We start from the raw sequence: 17,130 nt of genomic DNA on the forward strand, positions 1-17,130 counted from the left end.
TGCCGGCCGCGCCGGCCGACGGCAGACGGAAAGGCATTCATGTACGGCAAGGCATGCGCCCCGGAATACCAAGGTGCTCTGACCTCTCTCTCGGTCAACTCCTCTCTCACGGACGTGCTGGCCGCGGGCACGGAGCAGTTGCGCGCCGCTGAACGCGCGGGCGCCCGGGGTGAAGCCGCGCGCTCCGGCCTGGCCGTGGCCGAGGCCCACCGCCGGCTCGGCCAGGTCGCCGACGCGGACCGGGCCTGGAAGGCGAGCTACCGCACCGCGCGGGACGCCGGTGACACCGGGGCCATGGCCTGGGCCCTGTGGAGCGGCGGCACCCTGGCCCGGCAGCGGGGCGCCCTTCCGCTGGCCTGGCGGCTGCTGCGGCTCGCGGCCGACCTCGGCGAGCGGGCCGGGGACGTGGTCGTGCGCGGATACTCGCTCGCGGGCATGGCCGAGACGGGCCGCATCCAGGGCGACTACGAGGCGGTGACCGCCCTGCACGAACAACTCCTGGCCGAGGCCCGCCGCAGGGGCGAGGCACGCCACACCGTGTGGGCGCTTGAGGGCATCGCCCAGATACACCGCAACACCGGCTCGTACGACACCGCCTACGCCATGTTCGAGGAGGCGGCCGAGATCGCCTCCCGCGCCGACGACCGCCGCGGCCATGCCTGGGCGCTGCGCGGGCTGGCCGACATCCTCTCGGCGCGCGACGGGGATGCCGACCGCGCCCTGGAGCTGCTCGCCCGGGCCGAGGCCGACTGCGTGGAGATGAACCTCGCCGGAGCGCTGGCCTACAACCACAAGATGCGCGGCAACGTCCTGTACCGCACGGGCCGTTACGAGGAGGCACGCGACGTCTACGCGCGGGCGCTCGCGGAGTTCGAGGAGATGAGCGAGCCGCGCGGCCGGGCCCTCGCCCGGCTGGGCCTGGTCAAGTCGTTCGCGCGGCTGGGCCGCGACCGCGACGAGACCCGCCGCGACCTCGATGAACTCGCGCGCGGCCTGGACGGGATCGGGCTCAGGCACGGCCGGGAGATGGTCCATCGGGCCTATGAGGAACTCGGGTTCTCGGCCGCGGAAGGGGCCCGGCGGTGACCGCGCGGTCCACGGCGGACGTCCTCGGCCGCGCGTCGGGGCCGGACGCCGGACGGGTCGTGCACCGGGCGCGCACCCTGGTGGCCCCCGCCCTCGCGGACGCGGTCGCCACCCTCCACCCCTGGGTCGCCGGTATGGCGGACTACGCGCTCGGCCGCGAGGACGGGCCGTCCGGCCCCCGCCAGGGCAAGGGGGTACGGCAGGCGCTGGCCGTCCTCGGCGCCGAACTGGCCGGGGCCCCCGCCTCCGAGGGCGTACCGGGCGCCGTAGCCGTCGAACTGGTGCACACCTTCTCCCTGGTGCACGACGACATCATGGACGGCGACTCCATGCGCCGGGGCCGCCCCGCCCTGTGGAAGGAGTACGGCACCGGAGCGGCCGTCCTCGCGGGCGACGCCCTGTTCGCCCTCGCGGTGCAGACGGTGGGCACCGCCCCGGCGGCCGTACGCCGGTTGAGCGCCGCCCTCGGGGACCTGGTCCACGGACAGGCCGACGACCTGCTCTTCGCGCACCGCCCCTGGACCGGACCCGAAGGGGTCACCGTGGAGGAGTACGAGCGGATGGCCGAGCGCAAGACGGGCGCCCTGCTCGGCTGCGCCCTCGCCCTGGGCGCCCACTTCGGCGGCGCGGACGAGGAGACGGCGTCCGTGCTCGACCGGACCGGCCGCCATCTGGGAGTGGCGTTCCAGATCGCCGACGACCTGCTCGGCATCTGGGGTGACCCCAGGACCACCGGCAAGCCCGTGCTCGGGGATCTGCGGCAGGGCAAGAAGACCTTTCCGGTCCTGGCCGCCCTCGGCACGCCCTACGGCACGGAACTCTCCGGACTGCTGGCGTCCGGTGACGAGTCGGGTGCACAGCGGGCGGCGGACCTCGTCGCGGAGGCCGGGGGCCGGGAGGCTGCTCTGGCGGATGCGCGTCGCCATCTCGCCGCCGCGGACACCCTCTTGGACTCCATTCCCTCGGCTCCGCGGCCCGACGCCGAACTGCGGGCCCTGCTCGTCGCCCTGTCACGGCGCTCGGTGTGACGGGGCGCCAGGCCTGAGGGTCCCTTGCCTCCCGCCGCCGACCCACGCCGCCGCCGTGACCGGGCCCGAGATGTTGAGACCTTGGTCACATGCCTTCTCTGAGGCGGCTGTTCGGGCAACCGCCGCACAGCCCCTCACATCTCTCCACTCGACGCACGGTTGGTCGTCGCGCCATCACCTGCACGTGAACATATGTAAAGAGATCACCTTGAAAGCCCTGGAAAGGGATCTTTCTTCTTTACATGGACATGGCTAGTGGGTGAGGGTTGCGCACCGGGGCCCGACCAGCCCCCACGGCACTCGACAACGCCGTGCCCGCAGGCGGTCGGCGCGTCCGGCCGCCTCTTGTCCGAAGGAACTCCGTGCGTATACCCCACATACGCAGCCTGGCCGTCGCCGTCACGGTGACGACGGCGGCCACGCTCCCCGCCGCGCCGGCGCTCGCGGACGCACCCGCCCACGCCAGTGCGGCGGCCTCCTCACCGGTCGACGCGGCCCGCGCCGCCGCGTTCGCCCACGCCTCCGCCACAGGTGTCTCTCGGGGGGACACCTTGCAGGTGAAGGACGTCATGACCGACCCCGAGGGCAAGCAGCACGTCCGCTTCCTCCGCAGCCACCAGGGCAAGCTCGTGCTCGGCGGCGACCTGGTCATCCACCTGGACCGCAACGCCCGCTACCTGGGCGTGACCCGCGCCGCGCGCCACACCGTCACTCCGGTCACCGCCGACGCGAAGCTGACGGCGGCGCAGGCCCGGCAAAAGGCCGCATCCGCCGCCCAGGGCGAGGCGGCATCCGCCCAACTCGTCGTCGACGCCCGTGACGGGCACGCCGCACTCGCGTACCAGGTGCGCGTCACCCGCAGCCGTGCCGAGGAGGCCGGCGGCTCACGCACGGTCGTCGTGGACGCGCTGACCGGCCGGATCCGCAGCAACAGCTCGGACAGCGACGAGTTCGTCTCGCCCTCTCTGGCGAACGCCCTGCGCGAGCGGGGCGAGTCGGCGACTCCGGGGACCGACGGCGCGGCGGGCCTCTCCGGCCTCACGTCGGCGACCGCCTCCCCGGCCGGGCACTACCCGGTGGCCGCGAACGGCACCGGCGCCTCCCTCTTCGTGGGCAAGGTGCCGCTCATCACCACGCAGACAGGCCGCACCAGCTACCTCCTGAGCGACCCCACCCGCTGGGGCACCGAGACCCGCGACGCCAAGGGCGAGGAACTCGAGGCGTTCTCGGGCGGCTCGAAGTTCACCAGCTCCACGGACAAGTGGGGCAACGGTGCCACCTCGAACCGTGCCACCGTCGCCGTCGACGCCCAGTACGGCATCACCCAGACGCTGGACTTCTACAAGAAGACCTTCGGCCGCAAGGGCATCAAGAACAACAGCACGGGCGCCCACGCGATGGTCCACTTCGGGAGCAAGGTCGGCAACGCCTTCTGGGACTCCGATTGCGGCTGCATGCTGTACGGCGACGGTGACAACAAGGTGTTCAAGAAGCCGCTCGTCGTGCTCGATGTCACCGGCCACGAGCTGACCCACGGTGTTGTCGACGCCACGGCCGGCCTGGAACCCACCCGCGTGGACGAGGACCAGAACCAGTACGGCGAGCCGGGCGCCCTCAACGAGTCGCTCGCGGATGTCTTCGGCTCGGGTGTCGAGTTCGCGGCCAACAACCCGAAGAACCCGCCCAACTACATGATCGGGGAGAAGCTGGGCCTGAGCCAGACGTTCCTGCGCCGCCTCGACCACCCTTCCCTCGACAAGCTGGAGGGCACGGTCGACTACTGGTCGCCCGCGGCGTACGACACCGAGGTGCACGCCGGCTCCGGGATCTCCTCGCACGCCTTCTACCTGCTGGCCGAGGGCAGCGGAAAGAAGACGGTGGGCGGCGTCGCGTACGACTCGCCTACCTACGACCACTCCCAGGTCGCCGGCATCGGGCGCGCCAAGGCCCTGGCGGTCTTCTACCGGGCGCTGACCCGGTACATGGTCTCGACCACCGACTTCCATGACGCGCGCACCGCGACGCTTCAGGCGGCCGCCGACATGTACGGCGCGAAGAGCACCGAGTACCGGGCGGTCGACAAGGCGTGGGCCGCCGTCGATGTGACCGCGGCCAACACCCCTGCCTCCGGCCGCTGACAGCGGGATCAGGACTGGGAAGGGGCCCTGCCGCACGACCGGCGGGGCCCCGGCACGTCAGTGTTCCTTCTGCGGGCTCAACTCGCTGGGCCGCACGACCACATACCCGTCCCCGTCCAGCCTGAGCTGCACGGCCTCGCCCGAACCGCCGCGCAGCATCGAGCCGATGGACTGCGACCGGTGCAGCGAGGTCCCCAGCCGAGCCGTCCAGCCCACCACCGCGTCCGTGTCCACGAAGACCGGCTGCTGCGGCGAGACGGGTATCACGAGCGGGTTGCCCTCACAGATCAGACCCAGCGCGCCCTGCCCGGTGAACACGCTGTTGAACAGGCCGCCACCGGTGATCCCGGCGCCCTTCACGGTCTGGATCCTGTACGAAAGGGTCGCGTCGAAGCACAGCACGTTGCGCCCGTTCACGGTGAACTCGTCGCCCGGCTCGACACCGACGACGAAGCAGTTCTGCGCCTCGTGGGCGAACCACGCCTCACCCTGTCCGCGCACCGCCATCAGCGGCAGACCCTCACCGGTGACCGCCCGCTTGAGCATTCCGCCCACGCCCTGGCCCTTGCGCTCGAAGCGCAGGTCGCCCCGGTAGGCGACCATCGCCCCCTGGCGGGCGAGCATCTCGCCGTCCACGACGTACCGGATGGACTTCGCGTTCTGCACGGACATTCCGGGTCCGGCGGCCGGCTGCACCATATGGTCATTGGTAAAGAGATCGCCCTTCATGCGCGCATCTTGTCCCGGAAGCTCTCCTTCCGACAAGATCACGGACGTTCGGAACGAGCGGCGGCACACCACCCGACGGCTCCCGGAGAGGGGCCGGCATCCGCAACCGGCCGGACGACTTCTCGCGTCCGGCCGGTGACAGCGCCCGGGGAGGGGGACGATGTCCCGGGAGTCACCAAGCGGGTCCGGCGACGCCGGATGCGGTTCAGCACCCCGTAGGGGCGCGGGGGCGCTGTCGGTATGCGGCTCCACCGCGAGGCCGCGACCAGGCCACGACGGACCCGCGGGTGATGAACCGGAATTCGCGCGGAGCGCTTAGGTGGAGGACGGCGACGCATGACGGTGCTCGGGGTCGACATCGGTACGTCCAGCAGCAAAGGCGTGCTGGTGGACGCGGACGGAACGGTCCTCGCCACCGCGGTGCGCCCGCACGCGGTCAGCCGGCCCTGGCCCGGCCATGTCGAGATGGACGCGAGCACCTGGTGGGGCGAATTCGTCTCGATCACCCGTGAACTGACCGCCTCCGGGACCGTCTCAGGGACCGCCCCCAGGGTCGTCGACGCGGTCGGCGTCAGCGGCATGGGCCCGTGCGTCGCCCTGACGGACGAGTCGGACACACCGCTGCATCCGGCGATCCTCTACGGCGTCGACACCCGCGCCACCGACCAGATCGCCAGGCTCGACGACGAACTCGGGCGGGACGCGGTCCTCGGCCGTTGCGGATCGCTGCTGTCCACCCAGGCGGTGGGCCCCAAGATCCTGTGGCTGGCCGAGCACCGCCCCGAGGTCACCGCCCGCGCCCGGCGGCTCTATATGCCCAGTTCCTACCTGGTGTGCAGACTCACCGGCGCGTACGTCCTCGACCACCACTCGGCGAGCCAGTCGGTGCCGCTGTACGACTCGCTCGCCCAGGAGTGGTACCGGCCGTGGGCGCGCCGCATCGCACCGGACATCGAACTGCCGCCGCTGCGCTGGCCAGGCGACATCGCCGGCCATGTCACGGACGGCGCGGCAGCCGCCACCGGGCTGCGCGCCGGTACGCCGGTGATCACCGGCACCGTCGACGCCTGGTCGGAGGCGCTGAGCGTGGGCGCCCAGCGGACCGGTGATCTGATGCTGATGTACGGCAGCACCATGTTCCTGATCCACACCCTCGCCGAGCGGCTGCTGGTTCCCCAACTGTGGAGCACCGTAGGGGCTTTGCCCAAGACGCGCAGTCTCGCCGGCGGCATGGCCACCTCCGGGGTGATCACCGACTGGCTGCGGGGCGTGTTCGGTGGCTCCGGCCACGATGCGCTCCTCGCCGAGGCCGAGGCGTCCGGGCCCGGCGCGGGGGGCCTGCTGATGCTGCCCTACTTCGCCGGGGAGCGGACCCCCGTCGCCGACCCGGACGCGCGTGGAGTGATCGCCGGACTGACCGTGGAGCACACCCGCGGCGACCTGTACCGCGCCGCCCTGGAGGCCACCGCGTACGGCGTACGGCACAACGCCGAGGCCATGCGGGCGGCCGGCGCCGACATCCGCCGGGTCGTCGCCGCCGGCGGAGGCACCCGGGGCGGACTGTGGACCCGCATCGTCTCCGACGTCACCGGTCTGGAGCAGGAGATCAGGACCGTCACGCTCGGCGCGAGCTACGGCGCCGCGTACCTGGCCGCGAAGGCGATCGGCGACGCGGACATCGACACCTGGAACCCCGTGCGCGAGCGCCTCGTGCCCGATCCCGGCCGACGGGCCGCGTACGACGGCCTCTACGACCTCTATCTGCGGTTGTATCCGGCGACCCGCGACATCGCCCACGCCCTCGCACGCCACCAGCACGCCACCGCCGGTGAACCGCCTTCGTGAGCCTTCCGGCGGTCACGGGTGAGCCGGATCAGCCCTTGATCTCCGTCCATGCCTGCACCCACTTGGCGTACGGCACGCATGTGACGTTCGTGCGGCCGTCCAGGCACTGCTCGACCGGAGTCGTCCAGATCGCGATGTCCCTCCAGTAGTTCTCATCGGTGGCGCGATAGGTGTCGCAGAATGCCCGGTCGCTGGTCTCCTGGCACGCCTTGATGTTGGACGGGGCCTCACCGTAGTACTCGGCGACCTGTGCGTTGACCTTCGGCGAGATGATCCAGTTCATCCATTCGTAGGCGCAGTTGGGGTGCCTGGCCTTGGACGAGAGCATCCAGGTGTCGGACCAGCCGGTGGCGCCCTCCACCGGCATCACCGCTTTCACCTTGGCTCCCTCGCCCTTGGCGAGATTCGCGATGACCTGCCAGGTGGTGCCGATCACGGAGTCGCCGCTCTTGAAGGCCGAGACCTCCTTGAGATAGTCGCTCCAGTACTCCCCGATGTCGGCGTGCTGCTTCTTCAGCAGGTCCACGGCGGCGTCGAACTGCTTCTGGTCGAGGGCGTACGGGTTCTTGATGTGCAGTTCCGGCCTGGCGTCCCGCAGATACAGGGCCGCGTCCGCGATGTAGATCGGTGAGTCGTACGCGGTGACATGACCCTTGTACGGCGACGCCTTGTCGAAGACCGCGGACCACGACGCGGGCGCGGGGGACACCTTCTGCGTGTTGTACATCAGTAGATTCGCGCCACGGCCGTGCGGGATGCCGTAGGCGGTGCCGTCGACGGAGTTCCAGCCCTGGTTCTTCAGCCCGAAGAACACGTCCTTGTAGTTGGGCACCAGGTCGGTGTTCACCGGTGCCGCCTCTCCCGATGCTATGAGTCTCAAGGAGGCGTCGCCGGAGGCGGAGACCGCGTCGTAGCCGCCGGTCTTCATCAGCCGGACCATCTCGTCCGAACTGGCCGCCACCTTGTTGTGGACCTGACATCCAGTTTGCTTCTCGAAGGGGCTGACCCAGTCGGCCTTCGGGTCCGTGGATCCGTCCTCCACGTAGCCCGCCCAGGAGATCAGGTCGACCTGTCCTTCCGTGGCGCCGAGCTCCGACTGGGCCTCGAGGTGCGGCGGATGTAAGGACGACGAGGACGACGGGCTCGAGTCGCTGAGCATCCCGCAGGCACTCACGAGCAGGAGGGAACAGGCGGCTGCCGCCGCCTTGAGCGAACTGTACCGGCGCAAAGGACTCTCCTCATGATGAGTATGTGAGGGGGAGCGGAGATGAAGTTGTGACGGCGCCGGCGGCTGAGTGTCCAACACCATACGCAGAGTTGCTGAGTTGATCAACTGGGGCCTGCGGCAAGGGAGATGGGGGCGCCCCCAGGGTGCGCTGAAGCGAACCGGGCGTATACGGTCGCGGTCATGTCCGACTCCCCGCAGCAGCCAGGAACCTGGCCCGGTACCGCACCGCACCCCACTCCCCGGGACCCGATCGCGACCGCGCGGGGCGGCGGCCGACGCCCCGCGGCGACGGCGACACTCGACCCCGCCGCGGAGCAGGGCGTGGCGGCCCAGGTGCGGTCGACCCTGGAGAGCGTCTTCGAGACCGTGGCCCATACCCGGGACGACACCACGGCACTGCTGACCCGGATCGCCGCCGGGGGCCGCCGCCCGGCGAGCGCCGACCTCGCGGCACTGCGGCCCGGACTCCATCTCCATCTGGCACGGCAGGAGCTGGTCTCCGGAGTCGGCTTCATCGCCGCTCCGGGGCTGCTGTGCGACGTACCCGGCTGGCTGGAGTGGTGGCAGAGCGGCTCCGACGGTTCCGTGCGGCCGCTGCTGATCGACCTGGACCCCCAGCAGTCCGCCTACTCCGACTACACGCACTGGGACTGGTTCACCCTGCCCCGCGACACGGGCCGCCGCGCGGTCGCCGGGCCGTACGTCGACTACCTCTGCTCCGACGAGTACAGCCTGACCCTGTCCGCGCCGGTACATGTCGAGGGCCGGTTCGCCGGGGTCGCCGCCGCGGACGTGTATCTGCGGCACTTCGAGTCGGCCGTGATGCCGCTGCTGCGGCAGCTGTCCGGACCCGCGTACCTCGTCAACGCCAGGGGCAGGGTGGCCGCCTCGGCCGATCCGGCCCATCTGGTCGGCTCGCTGACCAAGGGCCCCGACTTCGGCGGGGTGCTCGATGGGGCCCGCGCCGGGCGCCACGACGGATGGCGGCTGGTCCCGTGCGACGGTATTCCCCTTGTCCTCGTGGTGTCGGCCGCGTCGACCGTGGCCTGACGCCGGGACCGTGAACCGGCACCGGTCCGGCCGGCCGGACACCTTTCACACCGTCCCGGGACTGTCACACCGTCCCGCGACGCCGTCATACCGGTCACATCGGCGACGGTCGGGGAATGCGGACCCCGCTTGTTTCCGCTCACATCGGCGGACCACGAAATCAGTGGCGTGAGGTGGCCGTGGAGTGCTGGACTGCCCCGGGTGCCGGGATCACGGACACGTCAGTGATAGTGAACCCTGAATCGAAAGGTGTACGAGGCAATCAAGGATGTCCGTGGACGCGAGTGACAGCACGACCGAAAACCGATCGACACCGGACGGCGAAGCGCCGGACCGGACGGCCGCGAAAGGCAGCGGCTGGCGCCGCTGGGCCATGGACACCCGCCCGCTGAGGCGCCCCGCCTACCGCCGCCTGTGGTCGTCGACGATCGTCACCTCGGTGGGCAGCCAGCTCACGGCGGTGGCCGTGCCCAAGCAGATATACGACATCACCGGCTCCTCCGCGTGGGTGGGCTACGCGAGCCTCGCCGGACTGCTGCCGCTCACCCTGTTCGCCCTCTGGGGCGGCGCCATCGCCGACAGCATGGACCGCCGCAAGCTGCTGCTGATCACCAACGCAGGACTGGCCGTCACATCCGTGCTGTTCTGGGTCCAGGCCTTCACCGGCCTCGACTCGGTCCCCGTCCTGATGGTGCTGCTCGCCCTCCAGCAGGCATTCTTCGGCCTGAACGCACCGGCCCGAAGCGCCTCCATCGCCCGTCTCGTCCCGGCGGAGGAACTCCCGGCGGCGAACGCGCTCGGCTCCACCGTGATGCAGACCGGCTCGATCGCGGGCCCTCTGCTCGCGGGGGTGCTCATACCCGTCATCGGTCTGTCCGAGCTGTATCTGGTCGACGCCGTGGCGCTGTGTGTCACGGTATGGGCGGTCGTACGGCTGCCCGCGCTGCCGCCCGAGACGACGACGTCGGCGGCGCGGAAGCGGGCGGGCTGGCGTGCCGTGGCCGACGGCTTCCGCTACATGTCGCTCCACAAGGTCCTGCTGCTCTCCTTCGTCGCCGACATCATCGCCATGGTGTTCGGCATGCCCCGCGCACTGTTCCCGCAGCTCGCCGCCCACACCTTCGCCTCCTACGGTCAGGGCCTGGCGCTCGGCCTGCTGTTCGCGGCGATCCCGATCGGTGCCGTGCTCGGCGGCCTGATGTCCGGGACGTTCTCACGAGCCCGCCGCCACGGACTGATGGTCATCGCATCGGTCATCGCCTGGGGCGCGGCGGTCGCCGGTCTCGGCTTGACCACGAACCTCTGGGTGGCCGTTGCGTTCCTGGCCGCGGCCGGAGTCGCGGACATGGTCTCGATGGTCTTCCGCGGCGCGATCCTGCTGTCCGCCGCGACCGACGAGATGCGCGGCCGGATGCAAGGCGTCTTCACGGTGGTCGTCGCGGGCGGCCCGCGTCTCGCGGACGTCCTGCACGGCACCCTGGGCTCGGCCTTCGGTGTCCGCGCCGCCGTCACGGGCGGCGGGCTCCTGGTCATCGCCGCCACCCTCGGACTGGCCCTGGCGACCCCTGCCCTGCGCGAGTACCGGATCTGAGGGAAATCCGGAGGCATTTTGCCGGGAATGTGTTTCCCGAAACGTTTCCGGGAAACACCCGCATCGCGTTTTTCGGATGAATTCCCCCAGGGGTCATTCCCGTACAACAGGGGTATGGTCAAGGCATGAATACGGCGAGCTATGCAGTACTGGCTGTATCACAGGAACAACTCAACGTGTTCTTCGCCTTCATCGGCGGCATGATCGTCTCCGGTCTGCTCATCTGGGCCGTGCAGCTCGGCATGACCGTCCGGGACAAGGAACCGGCACCGCCCCGCCCCGAGGAACAGCCCCATCTGCCCGAGGGTGGAGCGGTCCACGAGGAACGGGAAGTGCGGGAGCCGGAGGAGATGCCGGTCGCGTCCCAGGAGAGCGAACGGCTCATGCCCTACCAGCTCCACCACGCGGCGAGCAGACGGGGCGACGACCAGCAGCGCAAGCGCTGGCACCCGGGTTCCAGCGGCGCGTTCGGCAGCGGTGGCCCGGGCCACGTGTGAACCGCGCGCGACCGTGGCCCGTGTCCGGGCTGCCCGCGCCCCTCAAGGCAGGTCGGCCGCCGAATCCTCCGGCGCGAGGTCCGGTCGCAGCCGCAGCCACGAGGGCTGTCTGAGCAGACCGGCCCGGGTGCGGGTGCTGTAGCGGACCTCGCCCACGAGCCTCGGCAGGACCCAGCGGGCACCCGGCACCCTCGGGTCGCGGTCGAAGGGGCAGACGCGCGTCTCCACCGCGCGCAGCAGTTCGGCGAGGGCGGCACGCCCGGCCTCGGTCCACCCCGTCCCGACCCGGCCGACATAGCACAGCCGCCCCGCATCACGCTGCCCCACCAGCAGCGCTCCGGGCAGGCCCGACAGCCGCCCCTGACCGGGCAGCCAGCCGCCCACGATCACATCCACGGCCCGCACGTTACGGATCTTGATCCAGTACCGGGAGCGCACCCCCGGCTCGTACACCGAGTCCAGCCTCTTGCACACGAGCCCCTCCAGACCGTTCTCCCGGGTCACCTCGAGGGCCTGCGCGCCATGGCCGACGACCGCGCCCGGCGTGGACCAGTAAGGACCGGCCAGGGCGAGCGCCTCCAGCTGTGACCTGCGGCGGGAGTAGGGCAGTGCGGTGAGGTCGCTCCGCAGGAACATCACGTCGAACAGCACCAGATGCACGGGTGTGTGCTCCGCTCTGCGTGCCGCGAGCGCGGGGGAGTGGGCGAGGCCCATACGGGACTGCAGCCGCTGGAAGTCACCCCGTCCCCGCTCGTCGGGTGCCACCACCTCGCCGTCCAGCACGGCGGGCGTACGGCCCAGGGCCCCGCCCAGTGCGAGGAGCTCCGGGTAGGCGCCGGTGACGACCTCGCCCGAGCGGGCGCGCAGTTCCAGGCCGCCGTCTCCGGGCAGATAGACGACCACGCGCTGGCCGTCCTGTTTCGTCTCGTACGCCCACCGCGCGTCCTGCCCGGCGGGCGGCAGGTTTCCGGGGGTGGCGAGCATGGGGGCGATCAGCGGCAGTCTCACGGGTCAGTTGTGGACGGCACAGGCCGCCCCCACGCGTCTTTGCCGGGCGATTTCCCCTGAACGGCGCCCCAGCCGCCGCGCGACGCCGCCGCACGGGACCGCCGCAAGGACCGACGTAAGACGACGCGCACCAACCGCCGTTCTTGACCGAACAAAGGTGCTCCGGCGCCGGGTTGCCGCCTTAAGCTGGCACGCCAGTGATCGCCTTCCCGCATAGGAGTCACCGTGACGCCAGCTCGTCGGCAGACCGCCGGACGTACCACCGTGCTCCCCCGGGGGGCCGTCGCCGGTGCGGTGCCCGTGGCTCTCGCCGTCCTGTTCGCGGCCGCGAGCCCGGCGTCGGCCGGAACCGTCGGCGCGTCGGGCGCGGGTGACCCGTACTTCCCGCTCCAGGGCAACGGCGGTTACGACGTCCGGCACTACGACCTGACGCTCGGCTATGACACCGGCACCGGCCACCTCGACGGGAAGGCCGTTCTCAGCGCCCGCGCCACCCAGTGCCTGACGCGCTTCGACCTCGACCTGAACGGGCTGAAGGTCACGGGCGTGACCGTCGACCACGCCAAGGCATCCTTCCGCCGTCAGGGCCAGGAACTCGTGATCACCCCCCGTCACGCGCTCCGCGAGGGCCAGGAGTTCCGTGTCGCTGTCGACTACCAGGGCGAGCCCAAGCCGGTCACCGACCCGGACGGCTCGCTCGACGGCTGGATCCCCACGGACGACGGTGCGTTCGTGGCGAACGAGCCGCAGGGCGCCATGACCTGGTTCCCCGCCAACAGCCACCCCGTGGACAAGGCGTCGTACGACATCACCATCACCGTCCCGAAGGGCCGCACCGCGGTCTCGGGCGGTGTCCTGGTCGCCCAGCGGACCACCGGCGGGCACACCACGTTCCACTGGCGCCAGACCGAGCCGATGGCGGCCTATCTGGCCACGGCGACCGTCGGCCGATTCCAGGTGGAGCAGTACACCACCCGGGACGGCATCCAGGTGTACAACGCCGTCGACCCGCGTGAGGCTGCCGCCGCGACTCCCGTGCTGCGGAAGCTGCCGTCCGTGCTGGACTGGGAGAGCAAGGAGTTCGGCCCATACCCCTTCCGGTCGGCCGGAGCCATCGTCGACAAGGCGACGAACGTCGGCTACGCGCTGGAGACCCAGACCCGGCCCGTCTACGACCGCGCGCCGGATCTGAGCACGCTCGTTCACGAGAGCGCCCACCAGTGGTTCGGAGACTCCGTCACCCTGACCCGCTGGCAGGACATCTGGCTCAACGAGGGCTTCGCCACCTACGCCGAGTGGCTCTACAGCGAGCAGCACGGCGGCAAGACGGCACAGCAGACCTTCGACGCCCTCTACGGGCGCCCCGCCGGCGACGACCTCTGGGCCTACCCGCCCGCCAACCCGGGCAGCGGGGCCCATCTCTTCGACACCCCGGTGTACGCCCGTGGCGCCATGGCCCTGCACAAGCTCCGCCAGGCCGTGGGCGACGCCACGTTCCTGAACATCCTGCGCACCTGGGCCGCCGAGCACCGATACGGCCACGGCACCACGGCCCAGTTCATCCGTCTCTCGGACCGGCTGTCCGGCAAGAAGCTCGAGGGGCTCTTCCACACCTGGATCGGCACGGCGGGCAAGCCGGCCAAGTCCTGAGTCCCAGGCCCTGAGCCCCAGGCCCTGGGTCAGGGCCTGCGGAAGATCGTGATGGAGTGACCGACGTCGTCGATCGCCCTGCTCCCGCGGATCAGCTCCTCGAGTCCGCCCTGGGCCTTGGCGATCGACGTGTCGGACACGGCGAGCAGTCCATGCACCTCGCCCGGGGGCACCTTGAGCGGGTCGCGCCCGTGGATGCCGTACCACGAGGGCACGCCGCTGCCCTTGTAGACGAGCCAGACGTCGTGGTCGTCCGGGTAGCGCTCGCGCAGCCGGTCGGCCAGCCGTCCCAGGTCCTGCCCCCAGTCGACGTTGGAGTCGTGCAGCCACAGATGCGTCTTCGAGGGTCCGCCGAAGGCTTCGTTGGAGTACGGCAGGTAGAAGGGGTACGCCCGCGCCGAGCTGACCGCGACGAACGCGACCAGCCCCGCGGTCAGGGCGTACGCCCACCGTCTCCGCAGCGCGATCACGCAGGCGGCGGCGACGGCCAGGAACACCGGAACGAAGATCGCGTAGCGCACCCCGAGGTCGCGTGAGCCTTGCGTCGCCGCGGCCAGCAGCACGGCCGGAGGCAGCAGCACATACGGGACGGCCGCGCGCAGCCGGGTCATGGCCGTGAGAGCCAGGGCGCCGCCGAGCCACAGGGCCAGCATGCCCAGAGGTGTCTTCACCAGCAGCGCGGCCGGAAGGTAGTACCACAGCGAGCCGCTGTAGAGCCGGCCGAACAGATAGCCGCGCCAGGTCATGCTCTCGAAACCGAACTGGACCCGCATCCCGTCGCGGTACGGCTCCGGGAACGGCATCCCGTCGATCAGCAGGGCGCGCAGCCCGTGGACCTTCGGTAGTTCCGCGGGCGCGGTCCAGCGCAGCCGTGGATCGACCGCGAGATAGACGGCCCACACGACGGCGACCAGGACCACCGCGACGCCGACGGCCGCGGCGAGCGCGTGCGCGGCCCGCCGCAGCGCCGGCCCCTCGCTTCCCTTCGACCGCCAGTACGACCACCCGGCCAGCGCCAGCAGCACGGGCACCGCCGGCAAGGTGCTCATCTTCGTGGCCACGGCCGCCCCCGTCGCCACCGCGGCGAGCGGCAGATACACCAGCGGGCGCCGCCGGGCGCGCCACACCGTCCACGCCGCCGTCACCACGAATCCCGCCGCGGGCACGTCGAGGGTGGCCAGGGAGCCGTTCGTGATCAGGTCGGGAGAGAACGTGTACAGGGCGAGCGCCGTGAGCCCGCCCGCGCGGCCGACGAGATCACGCGCGAATCCGAAGACGACCAGCCCGAACAGCAGGGTCACCACCATGACCGGCAGCCGTGCCCAGAACATCACACGCCATGGATCGTTCCCCGACTCGTACAGCAGCCGTCGGCCCAACTGGCCCTGGTCGCCGTGGAAGCCGGGCTTCAGGCGGGGATGGGCGAACACCGTGCCGGTCGCGATGATCAGCTTGCCGAGCGGCGGGTGCTCGGGGTTGAACCGCAGGCTGTGCTCCCGTACGTACACGACCGCCGTGCCCACGTACACAGGCTCGTCGATCGTGGGGCTCTGCTGGACGGCGGTGGTGACCATAGCGAACGCCATCTGCGTCAGCAGCGCTATCACCGCCACCACCAGCAGGGGCCGTCTCAGGCGCCGCAGCCGTGCGCGGCGTCCTGGACCGTCCGGCGCCGAGACGCCGGGGACACCGGCCGCGGGCGGACCGTCCGGCGCCAGGAGCGACCGCTGCCCGTACGTCATCGTCCATGCTCCCCGGTGTACGTCCCGCCCCGGCCGTCCGCGCACCTCGCGCCCCTGCATGCTGCCATGCCCTTTGCTACGTGGGCGCGATGAGAAACTGTTCAATCCGTCGAACAGGTCTGTTCGGTCCGCTGAATTGTTCGGCATGCCGAACCCTGGGACATGCCGCCCCGAGGCGCTTGCGAAGGAAAGCAAGGGAGTTGTGATTACCTTCAGGGGCGGGCGTACTCCTGGCGGACGGCCGCTGCGAGTTGGGCCAGGGCCTCCTCCGTGCCGGTGCGGTCGGCCGCGTCGAGCATGGCGAGCGTGTCCGCCGCGGCCTCGCGGACCAGACGGGGCACTTCGTCCAATGCGGCCATCCGATAGGCGAGGGTGCGCCGCGCGGCACGCTCCTCGGGACTGACCCCCGCGGGTCCGCTGCGCGGGAAGACCGCGGCTTCGTAGGCGGCGACGTGGAGGAGTACCCCGTGCGCGATCCCTTCGGCGTAGCCTCGCGTCCCGGCTTCCCGCTGGGCCGTGGCGAAGTGCCGCAGTGCGCGTCGGCGGAAGAAGAGGGCGGCGAGCGCGCCCGCCGTGCCCGAGCACACGGCGGCGGCAAGGGCGACCGCCGCGCCGCCGAAGAGCGCACCGATCAACGCGCCGCTCGCCGTCGTCAGACAGATCAGGCCGCCCACGAGCAGAAGCAGGGCGCGGGCGGGAGTGATCTGAGCCATGGCGTGAAGTCTGCCAGCCGCCTCTGTGAGAGGTGGCCCGATCCCCGGCACGGGGCCGTCGGCGGACGTGATGTGCGACACGTGTGCCGACGTCTGTTCGGCGGCCGTCGGCCGATCCGTGCTGGGCAGGGCTTGATCGGTGATCAAGTACGGCAAATCCGCTGGCCACAGGGGGTCCCCGGCATTTGACACTTTGTTGCGTGCGCAGATAGGAAACATGGCGCGGAAGTGGAGAGGTGGACTGTGCGCGAGCCCAATGTGATCGGCGACTGGCAGGAATGCGCAGACGAGCATGCCGGTCTGCGTGTCCGAGTCCACGGCCTGGAAAAGGCCGACCCTCCCCGTGGGCGGGACGAGGCCGCCGACGGTCTCACCTATTTCCGCTTCCGGGTGACCGTCGAGAACCGTATGACGGAACCAATCGGAATTCACCTCGAAGACGGCCAACTCGACATTCGAATCGGGCCGGATGGTGAGAGTGCATTCCTCGACTGGCGCAACTCGCAATTCATCGAGGGATTCGACCTCTATCCACTGCGCCGTGCGACCGCCGTCCTGTATGCGGCCGCTTTGGAATCCTCCCTGAATGTCGTCGACATCCAGGTGCAGTTGAAGGCGGACGACGACTGGGCCGACCGGTACATGTGGTCCGGTGACATGACCGCGCCGGACGGTGCGCCCGGCTCGGGCGTCCGCGCCGAGGGCGCGCTCGAAAGCCTGGATCTCCAGATCGCCACGTTCCTGCGTGAGCAGGCCGAGCGGGGACAGGGCTGAACGGTCGTCCCTTCCCCGCGCGGCGCCGCGGCGGTCCTCGTGTGCCTCATC

14 protein-coding genes are annotated in these 17,130 nt (G+C 70.8%); 9 read left to right on the forward strand and 5 right to left on the reverse strand.

Annotated features, from left to right (window positions below; translation table 11 throughout):
• Nucleotides 1-39: 39 nt before the first annotated feature.
• The 3 genes from ABZ845_RS09620 to ABZ845_RS09630 all read left to right on the forward strand — a co-directional run bounded on the left by ABZ845_RS09620 (nucleotide 40) and on the right by ABZ845_RS09630 (nucleotide 4,252).
• Nucleotides 40-1,086: a tetratricopeptide repeat protein gene (locus tag ABZ845_RS09620; RefSeq protein WP_360975393.1), complete on the forward strand. Its 1,047-nt coding sequence runs from the start codon at nucleotides 40-42 to the stop codon at nucleotides 1,084-1,086.
• Nucleotides 1,083-2,114: a polyprenyl synthetase family protein gene (locus ABZ845_RS09625; protein WP_360975396.1), complete on the forward strand. Its 1,032-nt coding sequence runs from the start codon at nucleotides 1,083-1,085 to the stop codon at nucleotides 2,112-2,114. Before ABZ845_RS09620 ends, ABZ845_RS09625 begins: the two co-directional genes overlap by 4 nt.
• 362 nt (nucleotides 2,115-2,476) lie before the next feature.
• Complete coding sequence (locus ABZ845_RS09630) at nucleotides 2,477-4,252, forward strand: M4 family metallopeptidase (RefSeq protein ID WP_360975399.1); 1,776 nt, start codon at nucleotides 2,477-2,479, stop codon at nucleotides 4,250-4,252.
• A 57-nt stretch (nucleotides 4,253-4,309) separates the two neighbouring features.
• On the opposite strand, the gene ABZ845_RS09635 is transcribed toward ABZ845_RS09630, so the two are convergent.
• Nucleotides 4,310-4,981: an AIM24 family protein gene (locus ABZ845_RS09635; protein ID WP_360975402.1), complete on the reverse strand. Its 672-nt coding sequence runs from the start codon at nucleotides 4,979-4,981 to the stop codon at nucleotides 4,310-4,312.
• 336 nt (nucleotides 4,982-5,317) lie between these two features.
• Between ABZ845_RS09635 and ABZ845_RS09640 the strand changes: the two genes are divergently transcribed.
• Entirely contained in the window at nucleotides 5,318-6,826 is a 1,509-nt protein-coding gene (locus ABZ845_RS09640) for an FGGY-family carbohydrate kinase (RefSeq protein WP_360975405.1), read from the forward strand.
• 28 nt (nucleotides 6,827-6,854) lie between these two features.
• Here the strand turns inward: ABZ845_RS09640 and ABZ845_RS09645 are convergent, their stop codons facing one another.
• Nucleotides 6,855-8,054, reverse strand: coding sequence for an ABC transporter substrate-binding protein (locus ABZ845_RS09645; RefSeq protein ID WP_360975408.1), 1,200 nt, complete (start codon nucleotides 8,052-8,054; stop codon nucleotides 6,855-6,857).
• Nucleotides 8,055-8,234: 180 nt separating this feature from the next.
• On the opposite strand from ABZ845_RS09645, the gene ABZ845_RS09650 reads away from it, so the two are divergent.
• The 3 genes from ABZ845_RS09650 (at nucleotide 8,235) to ABZ845_RS09660 (ending at nucleotide 11,192) form a co-directional block, all read left to right on the forward strand.
• Nucleotides 8,235-9,104: a cache domain-containing protein gene (locus tag ABZ845_RS09650; protein WP_360975411.1), complete on the forward strand. Its 870-nt coding sequence runs from the start codon at nucleotides 8,235-8,237 to the stop codon at nucleotides 9,102-9,104.
• A 268-nt stretch (nucleotides 9,105-9,372) separates the two neighbouring features.
• On the forward strand, nucleotides 9,373-10,695 hold the full coding sequence (locus tag ABZ845_RS09655) for an MFS transporter (protein WP_360975414.1): 1,323 nt from the start codon (nucleotides 9,373-9,375) through the stop codon (nucleotides 10,693-10,695).
• A 125-nt stretch (nucleotides 10,696-10,820) separates the two neighbouring features.
• Nucleotides 10,821-11,192: a DUF6479 family protein gene (locus ABZ845_RS09660; protein ID WP_360975417.1), complete on the forward strand. Its 372-nt coding sequence runs from the start codon at nucleotides 10,821-10,823 to the stop codon at nucleotides 11,190-11,192.
• Between the two features lie 42 nt (nucleotides 11,193-11,234).
• Here ABZ845_RS09660 and ABZ845_RS09665 read toward each other — a convergent pair whose 3' ends face one another.
• Nucleotides 11,235-12,200: an ATP-dependent DNA ligase gene (locus tag ABZ845_RS09665; RefSeq protein WP_360975420.1), complete on the reverse strand. Its 966-nt coding sequence runs from the start codon at nucleotides 12,198-12,200 to the stop codon at nucleotides 11,235-11,237.
• A gap of 225 nt (nucleotides 12,201-12,425) precedes the next feature.
• On the opposite strand from ABZ845_RS09665, the gene ABZ845_RS09670 reads away from it, so the two are divergent.
• Entirely contained in the window at nucleotides 12,426-13,850 is a 1,425-nt protein-coding gene (locus tag ABZ845_RS09670) for a M1 family metallopeptidase (protein ID WP_360975423.1), read from the forward strand.
• Nucleotides 13,851-13,879: 29 nt separating this feature from the next.
• Here ABZ845_RS09670 and ABZ845_RS09675 read toward each other — a convergent pair whose 3' ends face one another.
• Together ABZ845_RS09675 and ABZ845_RS09680 are read right to left on the reverse strand one after the other, a co-directional pair.
• Nucleotides 13,880-15,592 carry a phospholipid carrier-dependent glycosyltransferase gene (locus tag ABZ845_RS09675; protein WP_360975426.1) on the reverse strand — a complete coding sequence of 571 codons (1,713 nt, stop codon included), beginning with the start codon at nucleotides 15,590-15,592 and terminating at the stop codon, nucleotides 13,880-13,882.
• A gap of 212 nt (nucleotides 15,593-15,804) precedes the next feature.
• Nucleotides 15,805-16,305: a hypothetical protein gene (locus tag ABZ845_RS09680; protein WP_360975429.1), complete on the reverse strand. Its 501-nt coding sequence runs from the start codon at nucleotides 16,303-16,305 to the stop codon at nucleotides 15,805-15,807.
• Between the two features lie 243 nt (nucleotides 16,306-16,548).
• Between ABZ845_RS09680 and ABZ845_RS09685 the strand changes: the two genes are divergently transcribed.
• Nucleotides 16,549-17,079, forward strand: coding sequence for a hypothetical protein (locus ABZ845_RS09685; RefSeq protein ID WP_360975431.1), 531 nt, complete (start codon nucleotides 16,549-16,551; stop codon nucleotides 17,077-17,079).
• The last annotated feature ends 51 nt before the right edge of the window (nucleotides 17,080-17,130 follow it).

Source organism: Streptomyces sp. NPDC047022, from assembly GCF_040644155.1.
Lineage (GTDB): Bacteria > Actinomycetota > Actinomycetes > Streptomycetales > Streptomycetaceae > Streptomyces.

Coding starts and splice junctions, on each gene's coding strand:
- ABZ845_RS09650 (WP_360975411.1), top strand. CDS start 8,235: ATGTCCGACTCCCCGCAGCAGCCAGGAACCTGGCCCGGTACCGCACCG.
- ABZ845_RS09675 (WP_360975426.1), bottom strand. CDS start 15,592: ATGACGTACGGGCAGCGGTCGCTCCTGGCGCCGGACGGTCCGCCCGCG.
- ABZ845_RS09680 (WP_360975429.1), bottom strand. CDS start 16,305: ATGGCTCAGATCACTCCCGCCCGCGCCCTGCTTCTGCTCGTGGGCGGC.
- ABZ845_RS09660 (WP_360975417.1), top strand. CDS start 10,821: ATGAATACGGCGAGCTATGCAGTACTGGCTGTATCACAGGAACAACTC.
- ABZ845_RS09655 (WP_360975414.1), top strand. CDS start 9,373: ATGTCCGTGGACGCGAGTGACAGCACGACCGAAAACCGATCGACACCG.
- ABZ845_RS09620 (WP_360975393.1), top strand. CDS start 40: ATGTACGGCAAGGCATGCGCCCCGGAATACCAAGGTGCTCTGACCTCT.
- ABZ845_RS09635 (WP_360975402.1), bottom strand. CDS start 4,981: ATGAAGGGCGATCTCTTTACCAATGACCATATGGTGCAGCCGGCCGCC.
- ABZ845_RS09640 (WP_360975405.1), top strand. CDS start 5,318: ATGACGGTGCTCGGGGTCGACATCGGTACGTCCAGCAGCAAAGGCGTG.